Source organism: Rhodohalobacter sp. SW132 (genome assembly GCF_003390325.1).
Taxonomy (GTDB): Bacteria; Bacteroidota; Rhodothermia; order Balneolales; family Balneolaceae; genus SW132.
Genome location: NZ_QUOK01000001.1, coordinates 934,849 through 951,864 on the forward strand (window position 1 = coordinate 934,849; position 17,016 = coordinate 951,864).

The window sequence follows — 17,016 nt, forward strand, 5'->3', positions numbered from 1 at the left end:
TCATGAATACGTTTCCGATTATTGAAATGCTCGCATTTTACAGCAGGTATCAGCGGCTTGAGAAGCCCTCCTGGAGATCTGCATGCACCCGCCAGCTCCACCGGGTGCGTTCCTGCCACTGTAAAACAGACGGGGGAGTTCGAAAATCGTATTACAGTATAGAAACCAAATCGGGTGAAATTATTGACCTGGAGTATAACGAAGAAGAGCTTGTGTGGAACCTCGTTCCATCAGACAGTTACCCCGATCATGTGGTTGATAAAGTTCTGGTGCTGATTAAAAGGCACAAACATACTCCATCAAGAGCACACCGTGTGATTCCGTACCGATTTGAAATTTTTCCTGAGTCTGAGCTTCATCAGACAGACAACAGGCCCGCACCCGCACTGGCTCAGCGGGTGGAACCCTTTCGATTTCAATCCGGAAAAATTCCCTCCTCACAAATAATCAAAATTGTGACGCGTCACTTGGAAAATGTGATGGTCACTAAACACCTGCACTACGTTGTGGAAACCGATCAGCACAGATTTTTCCACCTCGTGTATATTTTAGATGAAGCAGATTGGAGGCTGATGAACGAGGTTGATGAGCAGTTCTTTTTTGTAAAGTGATAGTCACTGAATGAATAAATGATCTGAAGCACAACGATCAGGGAATATTTTGATATGTATAGAACGTAAAAAAATAATTTAGGGTAAAAAAACTGTAAGGGATATCGCTTTTTTAGATCATACGATTAGAAAGGAGTAACTATCACTAATTAGCCATCACGACAATGACCGAAGACATCAGAATGACAAAAGAGATTGACAATTTTGTACGGGGTGATATGGATATAGATAACGCAATCCTGCTGCTGCAACAAATATCTAAATCCGATAAGTGGATTGATCATCTTTTACTTGAAATGGAGCTTTCCGAGTATTATACGACTTCAACAAGAAAAGTGTATTCATCATTGAATTGAATTAAATCCAAAACAGAATCAGAGCTTCCTCTGAACGTAAGCTTATATTGGCTTTGTTTTTTTTGGATTTTAGATACAATTTTTTGAAGCGGTTTAACGCAACCTTGCACCCGATTCAGAAGGGTCTTGCCGAACATGCCATACGGTCTGAATATAGATCGTGGCCTCTTATATACGTATCCGGTATATAACCCGGTAATTTCCGAGCATCAGTTCACGCAAGTTCGGGTCATTATATTCTGGCACAATTCTTCCTGATTCCGGTTGATCAATAAGCTGATCGGTTTTCTCAATAACCTGAGTTCTATTCTAAAATTGAGTAAAAAAAGTGGTTGATACGGCCTAAAAGGGCGTGCAACAAAGAATATTATCCTCAATACTGTCATACCGGACTTTGATCCGCTCATCTTTTCCCCGCGAAGCGATATCTCTTGCCAACGAACGAATCCGCACTGCCTGCCCCGACCATTCGGGGAACCGCTGGTTAAGCCTGAACAGCCTTAAGAGATTTGATATGCCTTTCTGGACGATTTAATGACAAATCGTGCATAGATTGCAAATTCAGCCAGAATTCAGGGGAGGTATCGAATGCCTCTGACAGCAACCAGGCTGTATCCGGTGAGATTCCCCTTTTGCCTCTTACAATTTCGTTAATCCGCTGAATGGGGATTTCTAAATGGTCTGCCAATGCCTTCTGGGTTAGTCCCATTGGCTCAAGATATTCTTTGAGCAGGATGGTTCCGGGATGTGTTGTTACTCTGTTTTTTGGAATCATATTGATTCACCTGTTCTGTTTAATAGTGATAATCTACAATGGCTACATCATGAGCACTGGAATCCTGCCAGCGGAATACGATTCTCCATTGGGCATTGATTCGCATACTATGATAGCCTTTATAATCTCCACGCAAAGCTTCTAATCGATTTCCTGGTGGTGATCGCAAATCATCCAAGGTGGTAGCCGCATTCAGTATATCCAGTTTATAAGTGGCGGATTCAAGAATTTGGGTCGGAAGTCTTCTGACCTTGCTGCTTGAGTTGCCATGAAACAGATCTGATGTTGCCTTATCTCCAAATGATTTGATCATTCTTTAAATTAATGGATTAACGGTATCCATGCAACTCTCTTGTTTTTAAGGGCATAACGTCCCAGCATTTAAGCGGCGAGTCAAGTTGTTAAAATTAAGGTTTCGAACCGTAAACGAGTCCGCTTGGAATGCCTTGTTATAGGGCGCTTTTTGGGATTGGTTTGAAATTATTCTGAGTCTCCGCTATGAAACGTGTCCCGAAGGGCATGTTTTATAACGAATGTTGTGCTTTCGTGATTTTTATTCAATTTCTCTTTCAAGATTTACTATCATTGGTAAGTTTGATCGTATCGCTTTTCCTGTTACAATTGCGTGATATTGCTTCAGATTGGGCAATGCTTGAACTAAATTTTTGCCAATATAATTACCTAAAAAGGTAAAACTAGTTTCGTCAAAAGCCTGGAAACAAATAATTGAATTACATTGGGTAAGCACTGTCTTTGAAACATTAGCTGTTCTTTGAGCGATAACCATTAAACCAACTCCATACTTTCTTCCCTGTAATGCAATTTGAGACATCTTATTTACTAGCGCCTTAGAACTACCATAATCTCCTAAATCTCCTAAAAAATTTGTCTCTGGAACTATAGTGTGTGCTTCTTCTAGTACCAAACACACCCGACTTCCTTTATTTTCTTTTGCATAATTAAACACGCTCTCTATAAAAAATTGAGTAAACTCTAAAATGAACGAAGTGTTTGATAATGCAGGTAGTTCAAATAAGCCCAGATTTTCTTCTCCTTCAATGAACTCTTTTACATACTCGTCAAGTTGACCTTGAATCTTTTTCTTTAATGCAAGTTCTTCCGCGGGCCTACGATTTAGAGCCTTTTCATGTTTATCCGCAAATGTCTCTTCGAGAGAACTTAATCCCTCAACTTTTATTAATTCAACTGGGTCTAATTCTTCTAAGTCAGTCTTGTATTCACCCGTAAAATCAATACAAATTACATTTGTATCTGTTTTTAATGATTTAATTATTTCTCTTGCTAGGAAGGACTTTCCAGAGCCTGTAACTCCTAATAACGCTAAATGATGGCTAACTGCTTCATTTAAGTTGATGATTGAAGGTAGATTTGTGTTGGGAATAGTACCTAACTGGAATTCAGGATATTTGTACTCTTGAATCTCGATATTACTTGTATCAGCTTTAAAAATAGGAGTGTTAATAGATGGAACCCAACCAAACTTTTGGAAGGAAAGAAGGTCATTTTGCCATTCTCCTAGTTGAATTGCTTCTCCTTCGATAAATCCCGTCTCATTTTTACTTTCTAATTTTTCAAGTTCTGTTGTCCCACTGATTACCTGATAAAACAGTCTATGACTGCCTACTTTTAGCTCCAATAAATCGCCTTCCTGAATGTCATCAGTTTGTTTTGAATATTCAAACTTTATAGAGCCAATAGATGATTTTTCAATGACCACACCAACGAAGTCTTTTACTCTAAGTGAATTAGACAATTCTTGTATTTCGCCAGGCTCAGTAATTTTATAGACTACATTAGGCTTTAAGCCTGATAAATCATTTTTGATGGTTCCTAACTGAAGTACTTTGATCCATTTTTCCTGATTTAATAAATAGGTATCGAATACAATGCCTGCAATAGCATAAGCATCTGAGTCCTGCATTGAATACTTAAAGTTTAGAATATCAAATCGTTTAATACTCTTACTTCTATCTTCAAAAAGTTTAACTAAGAATATTTTCTTTGCTTGAACTCCGAAAATTTCTCCAACTGCATTTGATTGGACTTTCGATTGCTCTCTGAAAAAAGAATTATGAAGTGATTTTGAGTCGATAATTAAAACTAAGCCCCAAAGAATTACCATCGTAAAAAGATAGCTATCGCTAACTTGTTCTATTATTTCTGCTTTGTAAAGGATGAGAACAGAGATAAAAACAAAAGAGTAGAGAACTTTGCCCCGCCCGAGAAAAACTGCAATATTTTTAATGCTATTTGATAACTTATTCCTTGCTGATTCAGGGCTTTCATTATCTGATGTGAGTGCAATGGCAATTATAGATAGGATGATTAAAATTCCGATTAAGGTAATTGTAGAATACCAAAGAGTATCGTTAGTAAATGAATCTTTTATTGACACATATACAAGTAGTATAGGAATGGAATTAGTAATTACATTTTTTGGGGATGAATAGTATGGCTCGATGAACAGAATTGAGAAAAATAGCATGAATAGTCCTGAATAAAACCAAATGTTTCTGGTTGAAGTGTCAGGTAGAAAGGAGTCAGTAAGCAGATAGTGAATTCCTATGAATAATACCGCACTAATTAAGAGAAGAATGAATCTATTGGTTATGAAGAACTTCAATTTAGCCATTTTATTTAGTCTTTAGATTCACTGTTCATTTCGATTTGAATCGTTTTCATTTTAGTCTGTTCGGTTTTTATGCATGAAGCACAACGTTCTGTGTATAGTATCGTAGTATCCCGAGGGTGCTATGCGCTATACGCATTTTTGTAGTCTGTTTTTTTAATATTTTATTGTTCCAAGGATAGTCATATTTTCAAAAAGAGAAACTGAAATCTTATTTCTTGGTATTCCTCAGATTGAATGTCATAAATGAAATTTACCCTATAAAACGGTCTTACGTAGTGATCATACAACACGTTGATTCCGTCAGTTTCTTGATTGTAAAGACTACTTAAAGAAGTAATTAAATCTTTGTGAGATTCATACTCATCCCTTGTAATTTTTAATTTGAGAACTGAGTTTCTAATGTTAAATAGAGCATCAATTCCAATAGTCCCATCATTTATTAGTTTGATTGATTCTATGTTTAAATCTTCGAGGCCTCCCATGGTGGATGCCCCAATACAATCAAATAATTTTATAGTTTCAGTGTAATCCTTCTTCATTAGTGCTAAATCAAATGTTTTTTTATCAACGCTTGATAAGTAATTAAGTCCTTCTTCTTCTAAGAAATCTTCAAAATTATCGTATGAATAGTCATGAATATCATAATCATCAGTAGGAAATTTGATTCCCGCACTTTTCAATACTGACAACATTGAATCTGAACTTTGCTCTGGAAACTTCACCTTATATGAGCCTTCATCATCAAATCTCGCTGAGCCAATTAACTTTGCCCCGTTCTTTTTTATTGCAGTCTGTATTCCTGCGAGATTCTTTGGCCAATGATTTTCAGGCCAAGGGGAGTAAACTGTTGATGTTAGTGATGTCCAGATTAAGGAAACATAAGTTGGACTATTATTACCATTGTCATCTTCTAGACTTGAAGAAATAACACCCACAATTCTTCCTTCATCATTAAAGACTGGGCCCCCACTCATTCCTCCGAAGGCTTCCATTGCAACTTCTATACAGGGTCCATTTATATGGCTACCTCTCCCTTGTAAATATTGCTCGGTAACAAGCCCAGAAGTGACGAAAAAAGATATGGTAGGAATACCATCATTGTGCGTTTCTCGATATCCTGTAGCCCAAAGTCGTTCATTGATTTTAGGTGCTGAAGCTTCTAAAGGAGCAAAGAAATAATCTTCCTTATCTGTAAACTTTGACAAGGGGGAATAGGATAAAATTCCAACATCGGTATATTTAGAAGGAGTGTTTTGAAAAGGAATTATTCCTATTGATACTTTTTCTTGAGTGTGAAAATCTATAGGAGTCCATATTCTCATACTATTTTCACTAGGGATCGAATATAGTAAAGCGCTCAAATTCTTCGTTTCTTCAATAACATGGGTAGCAGTTATACAGAGGCCAGGCGCTATCATTACACCACTACCAATAATTTTTTGCTTTTCATCGTCAATAAAACCAATAGCAACAATTAGCCCTTTTAATGTCCATAGTTCGTGTTCACCAATACCATCAATTGCCATGAATTCAGGGCGAATCCATTTACACTGGCGATCAAGAGCCATGGTTTCAGGGTGTTCAATTTTTTTTTGAATTGACTTTTCCATATTTGACAATAGACTGCAACATTGGCATATGACCAACACTCTTGAGGTTATCCTAGCTTCTTACACAAGTTTTATTCATGTTATTCTTGAAATATTGAGGATAAAATGAAGAAATGGGAGTCAACATCAAAGTATGAACATCAGCTTATCCTTGTGATAATTCAGCTTTTGGTTTTGCATTAGCTCTATAACATGTATTTCTCTTAGAGGCTCTCAGCCCTCCAATTAGTCGAATAGTAAGCGAATTATCTATATCCTACAAATCGTGACCAAAAAAAGTCCAGGTACTGTTTATCGGCAGATTCAGAATGTTTAAATAAAACGCGTTATAAAATTGAGGGAGTCATCAACTCAATTTTTTCCCTGCTTGCCGACAGCAGAAAAATCCATATAGATGGGGATTGTACCGGAAAGTAAATTGGTCAGTAAAAGAAAACTCAAAGGGCGAATAATTTTACACAACGCTTTCCACACCATTACGGGTTTCATGGGATTGGCTAAATAGGACAGCGGAGTTAGTGTGGGTTGAATTCACTCAATAATTTTAAACACAAAATAGAAGTCCTGCGCTCAAAAAAAGATCCAAACTTGAAAATAGTATGATTTTTGAGTCTGAAGCTATAAGCTTTTTAACTGTCCCCTGCCTGTCCCTGGATAATTAAAGAGAATATACACAAACAAAAAAACCCAACCACTTGTAAGTAATTGGGCTTCAGTGCGATCCGGACGAGATTCGAACTCGCGACCTTCCCGAAGCATCGGGACAGGCGTTCTAACCGCCAAATTCTGACTGTTTAATCGGTTACCTCTCGCAAGTTAATTTCACCTGAAATCACCTTTTCAATTACTTTCCTGCTCTTCATCCGCTTCAGCCAGTTTTCAGCTTTCATTGCTTCACTTCGGGTGCCGAAATCAATTGCCTTCTTCAGCTCCCAGGGAACACCTCGCTTTGTTGCCAACGATCTCCCCTCGTTATGCCTTCTACACCGATCTTTCAGATCCTGGGCATGCCCGGTGTAATATTGATCAATCCGTTGGCTATAAAGGATGTAAACTGTATACATGATAATTCTTCCCCTTGATGGATACCCCACAAACAAAAAAAGCCACCCACAATGTGAGCAGCTTTTTATGCGATCCGGACGAGATTCGAACTCGCGACCTTCCCGAAGCATCGGGACAGGCGTTCTAACCGCCAAATTCTGACTGTTTAATCGGTTACCTCTCGCAAGTTAATTTCACCTGAAATCACCTTTTCAATTACTTTCCTGCTCTTCATTCGTTTCAGCCAGTTTTCAGCTTTCATTGCTTCACTTCGGGTCTCAAAACCAATTGCCTTCTTCAGTTCCCAGGGAACACCTCGCTTTGTTGCCAATGACCTTCCCTCGTTGTGCCTTTTAAACCGATCTTTCAGATCCTGGGCATGCCCGGTGTAATATTGATTAATCCGTTGGCTATAAAGGATGTAAACTGTATACATGATAATTCTTCCCCTTGATGGATACCCCACAAACAAAAAAAGCCACTCACAATGTGAGCAGCTTTTCAGCGATCCGGACGAGATTCGAACTCGCGACCTCCTGCGTGACAGTCAGAATAAAGGCTACTCCATTGCATATCAATTAGTAACTTTCAGTAACTATAAATTATTGTCTAACAACGATTTAAGCGTTACTTTGAATAACGATAATTAACAGTGTACAACTGACTTACACTGTCCCCTGGCTGTCCCCGGAAGATTGAATTCGTAAAGTTAAACACATAACATATTAATGCCGATAAAGAAACTTAGTCATACTTTTATAAAGAAACTGAAAAACCCAAGGACAAGAATCGAGTATTCTGATACGGTTGTCGATGGATTAGTTTTAAGAGTTACAAAGACTGGTCACAAATCCTTTTGTTTTAGATATGGTGCGTCTGGTAAAAGATATACGATAGGTAAATTTCCAACTCTTGGTTTAGCAGATGCAAGAAAGGTATCTAAGAAATTAGCTATAGATGTGGCCATGGGTATTGACCCCATGAAGAAAAGAAAACAGAAAGAGCGAGATGACAAGAACACTTTTAATAATCTGACAGCAAATTTCATCAAATATTACACACCATCGCTTAGGCCAAAGACTAAATATGAATATGAAAGAATTATTAATAAAGAGCTTATTCCTGAATTTGGTAGCTCCAAGTTAAAAGACATAACTAGAGCTGAAATCCAAAAGTTTTTAGATCGTGTTGCCGATAAAAGAGACAAAGCAACGATGTCAAACAGAATAAGGTCTGTTTTATCAAGATTATTCTCTTATGCAATTGACCGGGGGATGACTGAAAACAACCCGGTTATATCAATACCGCCGCGAAAAAAAGGTGAAAATAAAAGAGAGCGTTATTACTCAGAAAAGGAAATAAAGAAACTGTGGAGTGCTTTTGAACAAGAATCTGAACCCATACAGTCGCTTTTTAAAATATTACTGCTGTGTGGACAAAGAAAGGGCGAAACCAGTAGAATGAGATGGAGTGATATAGAAAGTGGTGTATGGACTATTCCCTCCAAAGATTCGAAATCGAACAGGGAACACCGTGTACCATTATCCTCAACTAGTAAAAACATAATAGGTTCACTTAAATCTCACAATGGACATAGTGATTATGTATTCAAATCGCCTGTTATGGAGAACGACCCAATACAATGGTTTAAACGAGCTGTGGATCGAATTCAAGAAGAATCAAAAGTATCCGATTTCAGAATACATGACTTGAGAAGAACTGCAGCCACTTACATGGCACAATTAAAAATCGACAGAACTGTTTTGGGAAAAATATTAAACCACAAAGGATTATCTGGTGATAGCCAAATCACAGCTATTTATGACAGATATTCATATATGGAGGAAAAACGAGAAGCTATAGAATTGTGGAACAACTACTTATTAACAAAAATCCTTACCAAGAATTAACTGTATGCTTTTAGAAAAACACGACTACAATGAAATCCTTCAACACTATTACGACGAATATAAAGAATCATCAGACTTTAAAAACGATAATGTTCTCACTACGAATTACAAGCTTCTTAATAATAGAAACTATATTGATGAACAAATTAAAAACAAATTAAGCGAATTCAACGAGGAGATAGAACGCTTTGAAAATATTTATTTAGATGATTTGCTTACTATACCATTCCAGAGAAATAAATATAAATTAGATAATAGAGATTCTATAGACTGGTCAGCAAAGCAGTTTATGGAAGATTTCACTTCAATTACACTTAACAGCGAGTATTTCTCTCTACTTTCCAGAATTCATAATTCTATAAAAAAAGTAAAACGTAAAATTGAATACATAGTGGAGGAAGGTACTTTTATATCAATAAAACATGAAGTAGAGACTCTCAGGGATTTATTTAATGAAATTTCAAATATGGAGATAGATCCAATTTGGTCTCATGAAACGCTTAAAATTAGTAAGATCTCATCGGTAGATCTTCATCATTTTTCTTTAGGTTCAATAACAAGTTTATATGACGACCTGGTAGATCTAACATTAAGATGGTGGGCGCTAAAATTCTTACTAAATTTTAATTTCGAATCAATTTCATTCATAGAGAATAAACGCAATATCAATCTTTTAGAAATGGGTTCTCAACTCCCTGAAATGAGTGCTTTCGATTTACATAAGCGTAAACTTATGCCTTGGCTGATAGAATTACTGATCGAAGAAAATACTAATCCAAAGGTACTTGTAAACTATGACTTGTATAAAAAGGATGGTTCTTTAAATATATCTGGAATTGCTGGATATCTAAAAGAAGATAATGCGGACGAAATCGAAGTATCTGCCGACTATATAAGAACAGATATCTTGCCAAAATTATTAGATCATAAAGAGTTCAATCATTTAGTAAGAAACTAACTATTTGGTGATGGGGGGAGATGGGTTTTACTCAAATCCCCTGTTCTTCTGACTTCCGCATTGGGACACCCTGTTCGAATGTTTAATACTTCAGCAAATGTTTCTTACTCTCACTCAAGTTCATTATTTGCTGAATTCCATCATATTTTAACTGTGTGGCCATATTTATGGTAAAATGGTTAATTGATATTAACGGCTAAATCAAGATATCTCTCCAGTTAGCTTGCTCACCAAATAGCACAGCCTGGACAAAACCAGGTTGTGAAACAGCTTATCGTCAATTTGGCTAAAGCCAACTTGTTAAAAGAGTTTACCAATCAACAGCTCCAGTTCCGGCCCCCTATTTTTTATAAGTATTGAATGCAAATGTATTTCATCGTGACAAATCGAGTTCAGATTGCACTGCATTATGGCTGAGCCACTGATGATACCGTCGAACAAACTGATCTACTTGTTCAGAATCCGCCGAACCTCCTGGGGTTTTATGCCATTGTAGCTACCATAACTATTGTCAATGAACTGAATGAAAACAGATGCATCCATTTTCAATGGATTTTTCGCGTGTAAACATATCCCATAAATACACTAAAAGGTGCGGACGTCATGAAAGAAAATATAGGAGAAGAAAACAAAATAGGTTTCGAACATCTTAGAAGAGATATCTCCAAGAAAATTATATCATGAAGAGTTCAACAATATAGAAAGAAGCTAACTATTTGGGGATTGTGGAAGATGTGTTTTTACCCAAATCCCCTGCTCTTCTAAATCACATGAAATACCTTTGTATCAACTTATAACACAAACTAAAATGTTGATACAATGAGAATTATTAGAAAAGCTGAGTTAGCAGATATTTTAGGCATATCGATTCAGACAATTTGGAGAATGACAAAGAGGGGTGAGTTACCTCCCAAAAGACAAATCTCTAAAGGCTGCGTTGGCTGGCTCGAAGACGATATCATCAAATTCCTTAAGAGCAGACCCATCGCTGACGGGGACCTTGATTCAAAAAGAGAAAACTCTGAAGCAAAACCATCCTATTCAAGCAATACTGATTAATAAATCAGTAGCCCCTTAAAAACAAATTCCCAAAACTCTGAGCCATACTCAATAGTTGAGATCGGCTCAGAATTGAACATGATGAACTGCAATTCACCATGCCATGGGATTGCTATAAATATTAATCAATCAATAATTAACACATGTATACTACTAAATTTTCTGACAATTACATAACGCATAACGATGTAACCCATCGGCCTCTCTATAACTTTGCATATGCAAATCAAACTATTCAGGGAGGCAGATCGTGAAGAAGGCTTATTTCAATCCGTACCGATTGTTCCACGGCGTATTCATACCAGACTGGCTTCTCAACTGTGAATCTTGTCCATCTAAGGCAAAATTGCTTTATGGTTATTTAGCAAAACGTGCTGGCAAGAGTGGTGACTGTTTTCCAGGCCAGAAAGATATTGCCATGAATTTAAACTGCTCAACACGACATGTTCGAACGCTTTTAGATAAGCTTGTAGAATTAGACCTTATCGAGATAAAAAGAGTCGGGTTAAACAAAAACAATGAGTATAGATTTATCTTTAATGAAGAGATTATCCCTGCCAATTCCTTCAGAAGTGAACCTTTCATTAGTACTTCAAACGAAAATGTTGACGGTAATACGGATGATAAGGACAATAGTAAAGGGGGTGGTAACAAGCCAGGTAAAGGAAAGAAAGAGGGAGACAAGGAAGATGAATATCCATCTATAACCTACTGTTCAGAAGGTGTTACTGTCTCAAAGGCTACCAACAATCAAAGGAATGAATTGTCCTGTCCAGACGAGACTGATTCTTCCGGTCAAGAAGCAGAGGTACAGTCCGGTCATGAAAAAGGGAAATTGTCCGATCCTATATATAAACCGAGACCTTATAAGAAGAGTCCTCCCCTGAACACAAATGACACGGCATCGAAGCATCAAAAACATACTGATAACCAATACTCCTCAGGTGATGCACACACACCTACTGCTTCGGGGGGTGGGGAATTAGTTTCTTCTCTTAGGAATACCATGCAAGTGCTTTGCAATTTGAGGCGCGATCAAGTCGATAGTGTTTGTAGCTGGCTAAAGGATAATCCAGATAAGCTCAAATCATTCAATCAATGGTTTTACAAAAATATTACACTAAAATTTTTCGATGATAATTTTGTCATCAGAACTTCAGCCGGGTTTTCATGGGCTGAATTAAAAAAAGTACTGGAGGACGAGATTACAATACCGAGAGATGATGACTCCAAAAACGAAGTAGACCTCTTTTACCGATTAAAGTACAAAGAATTAGAGCCAGATACAGAGGGGTTAAAGCAGATATCAGGCCTCTTAAAGAATCGTGATTTAAGAAAGTACGCTATACAGAGGGCAGGCCAATGAAAACGAAATCGTGGTACTCTGCACGGACTCGGGTATGCTCCCCAGCCCGACGCAATTCGGAGGCTCGTCCTCTTATCGGGCCAGTCGATGCTAACGGTGACTTTGTCGCCGGCAGACCCTCCCCTGCTCAAGAGCCTTGTGGCCCGATGTTTCCGGGTAGATGGAGTGATGGGTCACTTCCGTATGTCCCGTGGCTTCCGTGGAGATGTGGGCCAATTGATGGTCTGCCAAGCAGGAAAGCTTCAACTCATCCAATCGGCCTATGACATCCAACTACCTAAGTACTCACAGACAAATTAATCTTTTCACCAAATCTATCATGATGAAAACCATATCGATTACGAATCAAAAAGGAGGTGTCGGAAAAACGACGACCGCCGTGAACCTGTCGGCCGGATTGGCCCGCAGAGGCTTCCGGGTGCTGCTGGTCGACTCCGACCCTCAGTGTAACGCCTCCACGCATTTGGGTGTGACCCATGAGGATGAAAAGCGAACGCTGGACGATCTCTACTACCAGCCGGAGCTTCAGACGGGCGAGATTATTCAGCCAGCCAGAGGATTTGACCTGCTGCCGGCCGGAGAAGCGCTGGCGTACGCCGAGCAGAAACTGGCCGGGGTGCCGGGACGGGAGATGATTCTCTCGGAGAAACTGGCGGGTCTATCGGCCCGCTATGACTTTTGCATTATCGACTGCCCGCCAAATCTTGGCTTTCTGACGATCAACGCCTACACCGCCTCTGACGGGCTAATCATCACCGTCAAACCGGAGTATTTTGCACTGGAGGGCCTCAAGCAGATCCACTCGATCCTTGGTTTTATCCGTAAGCGGCTGAACCCTGACTTGGATGTTCTTGGCTATCTGATCACGGACTTTGACGCTCGAAAAAACCAGCACAAAGAGATCCGCGAGGCCATGGTTCACACCTTCAACGGCAAGGTGTTCGATACGACCATCCGCACCAACTCCAGGCTCAGCGATTGCTCATCGGCCGGGAGCAGCATCTTTGAATTCGCTCCTAAAACCTACGGGGCGATTGACTATCTGAACCTGGCCAAAGAGCTGGAGGTACGTCATGGGCAAGCCTGATTACGAGGAGTTTTTAAGTGGTATTTCAAGCCAACCGGAAGGCCCGGAAAAACCTAACGATCAACCAATGTCGAACCCGTCTGATCAGCCTGACACCAATGACAGGTCAGGCAAAACTGAACCTTCGAATTTGTCAGATCCGCTTGACCCTTCAGAAATTTCAGAACAACCTGATCCGCCGGAAACTACAAAACCGTCTGATCAATCAAGTCGGTCAAAACAGGCAGATCAGGCAAGTACGTCAAAGCAGGCTGATAATGTGAATCAGTCAGATCAGCCAAGTCAGCCTGAACAGTCCAATCAATCAGATCCGTTGAAACAGTCGGATCAACCTGAACAGCCGGAGGAGCTGATCACCTTTTCGGTGCGCATGCCAACCGGCTACATTGATCGCATCAAAGCCATCACCTGGTGGGAACGCTGTACACACCGCACCTTCCTGGAAGAGGCGGTCGACCGCTATCGGGAAACCCACGGCCAAGCGCATCTGGACAAGATTCTGACCGATTACAACAACCATAACTCCTAAACACGACACAATGGATATACAAAACCTTGACAAATCGCTGTTAAAACAGCTCTACGCCGCTCAAAAACCTCTCTTTGATGAGATAATTCGTGAGCACAATGCTACGACCCTTGCCCCACTCTCAGCCCTTGAACATGAGGATCTTCCGTGGAATGCTCCAAGAGTCCGAGACGATGTGAACGTCTCCTGAAGATTACGTCTGCCAGAACCACGAAAACTCCAGCTAAAATGGATTTATCGAACTCACGAGGTCAGCATGAATCAGTATGTCGTGAAGGCCCTTGAGGCGCGTATGATTAGCGATATCCGCCGGGAAATCAGCCGCCGTGGTTTAGCGACCGGAGGCGATGCAGGCGAATGATATACCTACTCCCTCTCTCCCCTTTAAAAACAATCCTAACCTAAATAGCCAGGTCTTATGATGAGTACCCGAAACCGTTCGCCGCCAAAATCCTGATTTCACGATTGATGAGACCCTACAGCGAATCTTGAATGATCTTTTATACAAAAAGATAAACTCTAATGGATAGCCGGCTCATTACGATTACTTGTTCCAATGATTTCAATCATGGAAAAGGCGTTTGACCCGGCATGAAAGCAATCATGAGCCCAGTAACTTGATGTATTACACTACGCAATGCACTACGTATTACACTACGCATTGCACTAAACGGAGCATGATAAAGTGGAGCAAGCAAGTGGTTATGTAATACATAATGCGGAGCGCATCATGAACCATAACCAAAACTTGGATTCGCCCACCAGGGACTCAACATGTCAGATCAAATAAACCGTCTTAAAAAAACTTTCAAATATCAATGATTTCACTATGAAAAAAGAATACAGAAAGCCGCTTTCAGTTAGACTTTCAAAGAATGAAAAAGCCATTTTAAAAAATTGGGCTTCTGAGAAAAATGTGTCTCTTAGCCGGTACATCCGAAAAATTGCTCTCGGGGAGCTGCCCCAAAACAGCAGAATTTTCAAACGCGGAGGGATCAGTGAAATGGACCTTTGGGAACTACGAAAAGAGCTGGCTGCTGTTGGGAACAACATCAACCAAATCGCACACCGGTTGAACAAGCGGCATCTTCAATTAATGATGAAGCAGAAGAATGGAGAGAGGGTGTTGGTTCGACTGGAAGAAGATGCAGAAGCATACTTGATTCAGGAGCTACGGAAAGTGCGGGGGGTAAACTCCAAAATTCTAAAATTACTGATCCGGGCCTTGAAATGATTGGAAAAATCAGTAGCGGAGCTTCTTTTGGCGGGCTGATTCGGTATATCACAGATCCGGAAAAACAGCAATGGATAGATAGCCGTAATCTTTTAGTAACCCGCCCACCGGATGTTATTCAAGAAATGGATATGGTAGCAAACCGCAGCCGGGCAACCAGTCCTGTGTATCACATTTCTGTGAGCTGGAATCCCAACGATGATCCATCCAAATTTGACATGATGGAGGTGGCCGATCGGGTGTTATCAGAATTGCAAATGGAACGGAACCAGACGCTCATTGTCTCTCACAAAGACACCGGCCATCCGCATATTCATATGGCTATTAATCGGGTGGATCCGGAAACGTTCAAAGCTGTTGATCGTTGGAATGATATGGGAAGAGTGGAGGGGGTACTGCGAGAGATTGAAAAGGAAAAAGGATGGCAAGAAACCCCGGGCTTACTATATGGGGACCCAAGCAAAGTAAAGTGGAAAGGAGAAAAGCTTTGGGAAGCCGAGCAACGGGTACGAGTGAATGAGGCGCTGAAAGGTGTGGGAATCGGAGAACCTGAATATAAAACGGTTCGGGTGATGGCGCTTGAGGTGAAGAAAAATCTTTACCATGCTAAAAACTGGAAATCATTTGATGACATACTTGCCGGTCAAGGTCTTTGGGTGGAAAGCAAGGGCGCGGGTATGGTTGTTACCGATGGAGCCATGAGCATTAAAGCCAGCAGCGTAGGCCGGGATTTTAGCCGGGGTAAGTTGGAGAAAAAGTTTGGGGAGTCTCTGTCCAAGTATGAGGAGCATAGAGAGCTTAAAGTGGACGTAAAGAAAGGTATTGGAGAGGTCAACAACTGGACAAACGCCATTGAACGAATCAAGTTGGAAGCAACGGAGACGGATCTGGAACGAAGCAAAAAGTTTATAGACGCTGAGCTGCGGAAGATTGATTACTACGATACACACCTGAAAATTCTGAAAGATCGAATCCAAGAGGGGTTTGAAAAAACGTTTGATGATCCGGATAAGGCGCAGCAAGAGTTGGCCAGGGTCATAAATGAGGAAGGTTTGGAGAATGCCGGGGCAGAGTTAGTGTCTGACCCAAGGAGATTTGGTAAAGTAAAATTGGAAGGGTGGATGCTTCAAAAGCTTGGGAATGATATTTCAGAGATGAATCAGAAGTACAAGGAATGGGAAACATACCTCGAAGAGAAGATTATTCGTAATCCGAAAGAACTGAGCCAAAGACGTAAAGAGCTTAAAGAGAAGCAGAGCCATTTATCTAACGTCAAGCTGCCGGGCATCAGGCAGGCGTTACGGAAAAACATGCGGGAATCAGAGGCGGGCTATACCTTGAGCCGTGGTGCGGAAGAAGTGATTGCCGTGAGCCGGGCGATCTCTGCCATCATGAAGAACTATCAACCGCTGGCCAAAAAGGTGGCCGGACGCGGGGTGGCTGCGTTCAAAAATGATTTAGCCAAAGAAACAGAAGCCGGTCAGGCCCTGGTCCAGATGAGTGACCAGTCGATGAAGGCGACCCGTCTGTTCCTGCAAATTGCAACCGCACTGAAATCCGGTGGCGTGTCACTTGCCCAAAGCGGAATTCGCCACGCCGTGCATCAACACCGTTACACCGCTATTCAAAAGCAACTGGAGCGTGAACGTGAAGCCCAGCGCGGGGATTTTAGCCGGTAACCGTCTGGAAATGATCCGGCCAAATGGTACATTTCCCTTCCCATTTGCAATTCAACCATTTCTCAAAAACAAAAAACAGGCGACATCTATGAGCCATTAACCAATCAAAGAAGATTACATCGGCGACCTGAGTGACCTGGAACCA

General features: G+C 40.4%; 18 protein-coding genes. 11 read left to right on the forward strand and 7 right to left on the reverse strand.

Going from position 1 to position 17,016, the window contains the following annotated elements; genetic code table 11:
• Window positions 1-2: 2 nt before the first annotated feature.
• Together DYD21_RS03970 and DYD21_RS03975 are read left to right on the forward strand one after the other, a co-directional pair.
• A complete protein-coding gene (locus DYD21_RS03970) occupies window positions 3-611 on the forward strand; it encodes a hypothetical protein (protein WP_116032756.1) in 609 nt (202 codons plus the stop codon).
• Between the two features lie 164 nt (window positions 612-775).
• Window positions 776-967, forward strand: coding sequence for a hypothetical protein (locus tag DYD21_RS03975; RefSeq protein WP_116032760.1), 192 nt, complete (start codon window positions 776-778; stop codon window positions 965-967).
• A gap of 168 nt (window positions 968-1,135) precedes the next feature.
• Here the strand turns inward: DYD21_RS03975 and DYD21_RS21445 are convergent, their stop codons facing one another.
• From DYD21_RS21445 to DYD21_RS04010, 7 genes are all read right to left on the reverse strand, one after another.
• Window positions 1,136-1,261, reverse strand: coding sequence for a type II toxin-antitoxin system RelE/ParE family toxin (locus DYD21_RS21445; RefSeq protein ID WP_116033466.1), 126 nt, complete (start codon window positions 1,259-1,261; stop codon window positions 1,136-1,138).
• Between the two features lie 190 nt (window positions 1,262-1,451).
• Window positions 1,452-1,742, reverse strand: coding sequence for a HigA family addiction module antitoxin (locus DYD21_RS03985; protein ID WP_116032764.1), 291 nt, complete (start codon window positions 1,740-1,742; stop codon window positions 1,452-1,454).
• A gap of 19 nt (window positions 1,743-1,761) precedes the next feature.
• The gene (locus DYD21_RS03990; protein ID WP_116032767.1) at window positions 1,762-2,055 is read right to left on the reverse strand and encodes a type II toxin-antitoxin system RelE/ParE family toxin; all 294 of its coding nucleotides are present in this window, start codon (window positions 2,053-2,055) and stop codon (window positions 1,762-1,764) included.
• A gap of 240 nt (window positions 2,056-2,295) precedes the next feature.
• Window positions 2,296-4,158, reverse strand: a complete 1,863-nt coding sequence (locus DYD21_RS03995) for an ATP-binding protein (RefSeq protein ID WP_158551401.1) — start codon at window positions 4,156-4,158, stop codon at window positions 2,296-2,298.
• Window positions 4,159-4,574: 416 nt separating this feature from the next.
• Window positions 4,575-6,005, reverse strand: coding sequence for a serine protease (locus DYD21_RS04000; RefSeq protein ID WP_116032774.1), 1,431 nt, complete (start codon window positions 6,003-6,005; stop codon window positions 4,575-4,577).
• Window positions 6,006-6,799: 794 nt separating this feature from the next.
• Window positions 6,800-7,069 carry a GIY-YIG nuclease family protein gene (locus tag DYD21_RS04005; protein ID WP_116033468.1) on the reverse strand — a complete coding sequence of 90 codons (270 nt, stop codon included), beginning with the start codon at window positions 7,067-7,069 and terminating at the stop codon, window positions 6,800-6,802.
• 146 nt (window positions 7,070-7,215) lie between these two features.
• Window positions 7,216-7,485 carry a GIY-YIG nuclease family protein gene (locus tag DYD21_RS04010; RefSeq protein WP_116033471.1) on the reverse strand — a complete coding sequence of 90 codons (270 nt, stop codon included), beginning with the start codon at window positions 7,483-7,485 and terminating at the stop codon, window positions 7,216-7,218.
• A 292-nt stretch (window positions 7,486-7,777) separates the two neighbouring features.
• Here DYD21_RS04010 and DYD21_RS04015 point away from each other — a divergent pair, with 292 nt between their 5' ends.
• The 9 genes from DYD21_RS04015 (at window position 7,778) to DYD21_RS04055 (ending at window position 16,871) form a co-directional block, all read left to right on the forward strand.
• Window positions 7,778-8,959 (forward strand): site-specific integrase, encoded by a 1,182-nt coding sequence (locus DYD21_RS04015; protein ID WP_116032778.1) that lies wholly within the window; start codon window positions 7,778-7,780, stop codon window positions 8,957-8,959.
• A 4-nt stretch (window positions 8,960-8,963) separates the two neighbouring features.
• Complete coding sequence (locus tag DYD21_RS04020) at window positions 8,964-9,917, forward strand: hypothetical protein (RefSeq protein ID WP_116032783.1); 954 nt, start codon at window positions 8,964-8,966, stop codon at window positions 9,915-9,917.
• Window positions 9,918-10,736: 819 nt separating this feature from the next.
• Entirely contained in the window at window positions 10,737-10,976 is a 240-nt protein-coding gene (locus tag DYD21_RS04025) for an AlpA family transcriptional regulator (protein ID WP_116032786.1), read from the forward strand.
• A gap of 250 nt (window positions 10,977-11,226) precedes the next feature.
• The gene (locus DYD21_RS04030; protein WP_158551402.1) at window positions 11,227-12,342 is read left to right on the forward strand and encodes a helix-turn-helix domain-containing protein; all 1,116 of its coding nucleotides are present in this window, start codon (window positions 11,227-11,229) and stop codon (window positions 12,340-12,342) included.
• 319 nt (window positions 12,343-12,661) lie between these two features.
• A complete protein-coding gene (locus DYD21_RS04035; RefSeq protein ID WP_158551403.1) occupies window positions 12,662-13,429 on the forward strand; it encodes a ParA family protein in 768 nt (255 codons plus the stop codon).
• Window positions 13,416-13,958, forward strand: coding sequence for a hypothetical protein (locus tag DYD21_RS04040; RefSeq protein ID WP_116032798.1), 543 nt, complete (start codon window positions 13,416-13,418; stop codon window positions 13,956-13,958). Before DYD21_RS04035 ends, DYD21_RS04040 begins: the two co-directional genes overlap by 14 nt.
• Before the next feature lie 10 nt (window positions 13,959-13,968).
• Entirely contained in the window at window positions 13,969-14,148 is a 180-nt protein-coding gene (locus DYD21_RS04045) for a hypothetical protein (protein ID WP_116032801.1), read from the forward strand.
• A gap of 639 nt (window positions 14,149-14,787) precedes the next feature.
• The gene (locus DYD21_RS04050) at window positions 14,788-15,192 is read left to right on the forward strand and encodes a DUF6290 family protein (RefSeq protein WP_116032804.1); all 405 of its coding nucleotides are present in this window, start codon (window positions 14,788-14,790) and stop codon (window positions 15,190-15,192) included.
• Window positions 15,189-16,871 carry a relaxase/mobilization nuclease domain-containing protein gene (locus tag DYD21_RS04055; protein ID WP_116032808.1) on the forward strand — a complete coding sequence of 561 codons (1,683 nt, stop codon included), beginning with the start codon at window positions 15,189-15,191 and terminating at the stop codon, window positions 16,869-16,871. Before DYD21_RS04050 ends, DYD21_RS04055 begins: the two co-directional genes overlap by 4 nt.
• The last annotated feature ends 145 nt before the right edge of the window (window positions 16,872-17,016 follow it).

Coding starts and splice junctions, on each gene's coding strand:
- DYD21_RS03970 (WP_116032756.1), top strand. CDS start 3: ATGAATACGTTTCCGATTATTGAAATGCTCGCATTTTACAGCAGGTAT.
- DYD21_RS03975 (WP_116032760.1), top strand. CDS start 776: ATGACCGAAGACATCAGAATGACAAAAGAGATTGACAATTTTGTACGG.
- DYD21_RS03985 (WP_116032764.1), bottom strand. CDS start 1,742: ATGATTCCAAAAAACAGAGTAACAACACATCCCGGAACCATCCTGCTC.
- DYD21_RS03990 (WP_116032767.1), bottom strand. CDS start 2,055: ATGATCAAATCATTTGGAGATAAGGCAACATCAGATCTGTTTCATGGC.
- DYD21_RS04000 (WP_116032774.1), bottom strand. CDS start 6,005: ATGGAAAAGTCAATTCAAAAAAAAATTGAACACCCTGAAACCATGGCT.
- DYD21_RS04005 (WP_116033468.1), bottom strand. CDS start 7,069: ATGTATACAGTTTACATCCTTTATAGCCAACGGATTGATCAATATTAC.
- DYD21_RS04010 (WP_116033471.1), bottom strand. CDS start 7,485: ATGTATACAGTTTACATCCTTTATAGCCAACGGATTAATCAATATTAC.
- DYD21_RS04015 (WP_116032778.1), top strand. CDS start 7,778: ATGCCGATAAAGAAACTTAGTCATACTTTTATAAAGAAACTGAAAAAC.
- DYD21_RS04020 (WP_116032783.1), top strand. CDS start 8,964: ATGCTTTTAGAAAAACACGACTACAATGAAATCCTTCAACACTATTAC.
- DYD21_RS04025 (WP_116032786.1), top strand. CDS start 10,737: ATGAGAATTATTAGAAAAGCTGAGTTAGCAGATATTTTAGGCATATCG.
- DYD21_RS04035 (WP_158551403.1), top strand. CDS start 12,662: ATGATGAAAACCATATCGATTACGAATCAAAAAGGAGGTGTCGGAAAA.
- DYD21_RS04040 (WP_116032798.1), top strand. CDS start 13,416: ATGGGCAAGCCTGATTACGAGGAGTTTTTAAGTGGTATTTCAAGCCAA.
- DYD21_RS04045 (WP_116032801.1), top strand. CDS start 13,969: ATGGATATACAAAACCTTGACAAATCGCTGTTAAAACAGCTCTACGCC.
- DYD21_RS04050 (WP_116032804.1), top strand. CDS start 14,788: ATGAAAAAAGAATACAGAAAGCCGCTTTCAGTTAGACTTTCAAAGAAT.
- DYD21_RS04055 (WP_116032808.1), top strand. CDS start 15,189: ATGATTGGAAAAATCAGTAGCGGAGCTTCTTTTGGCGGGCTGATTCGG.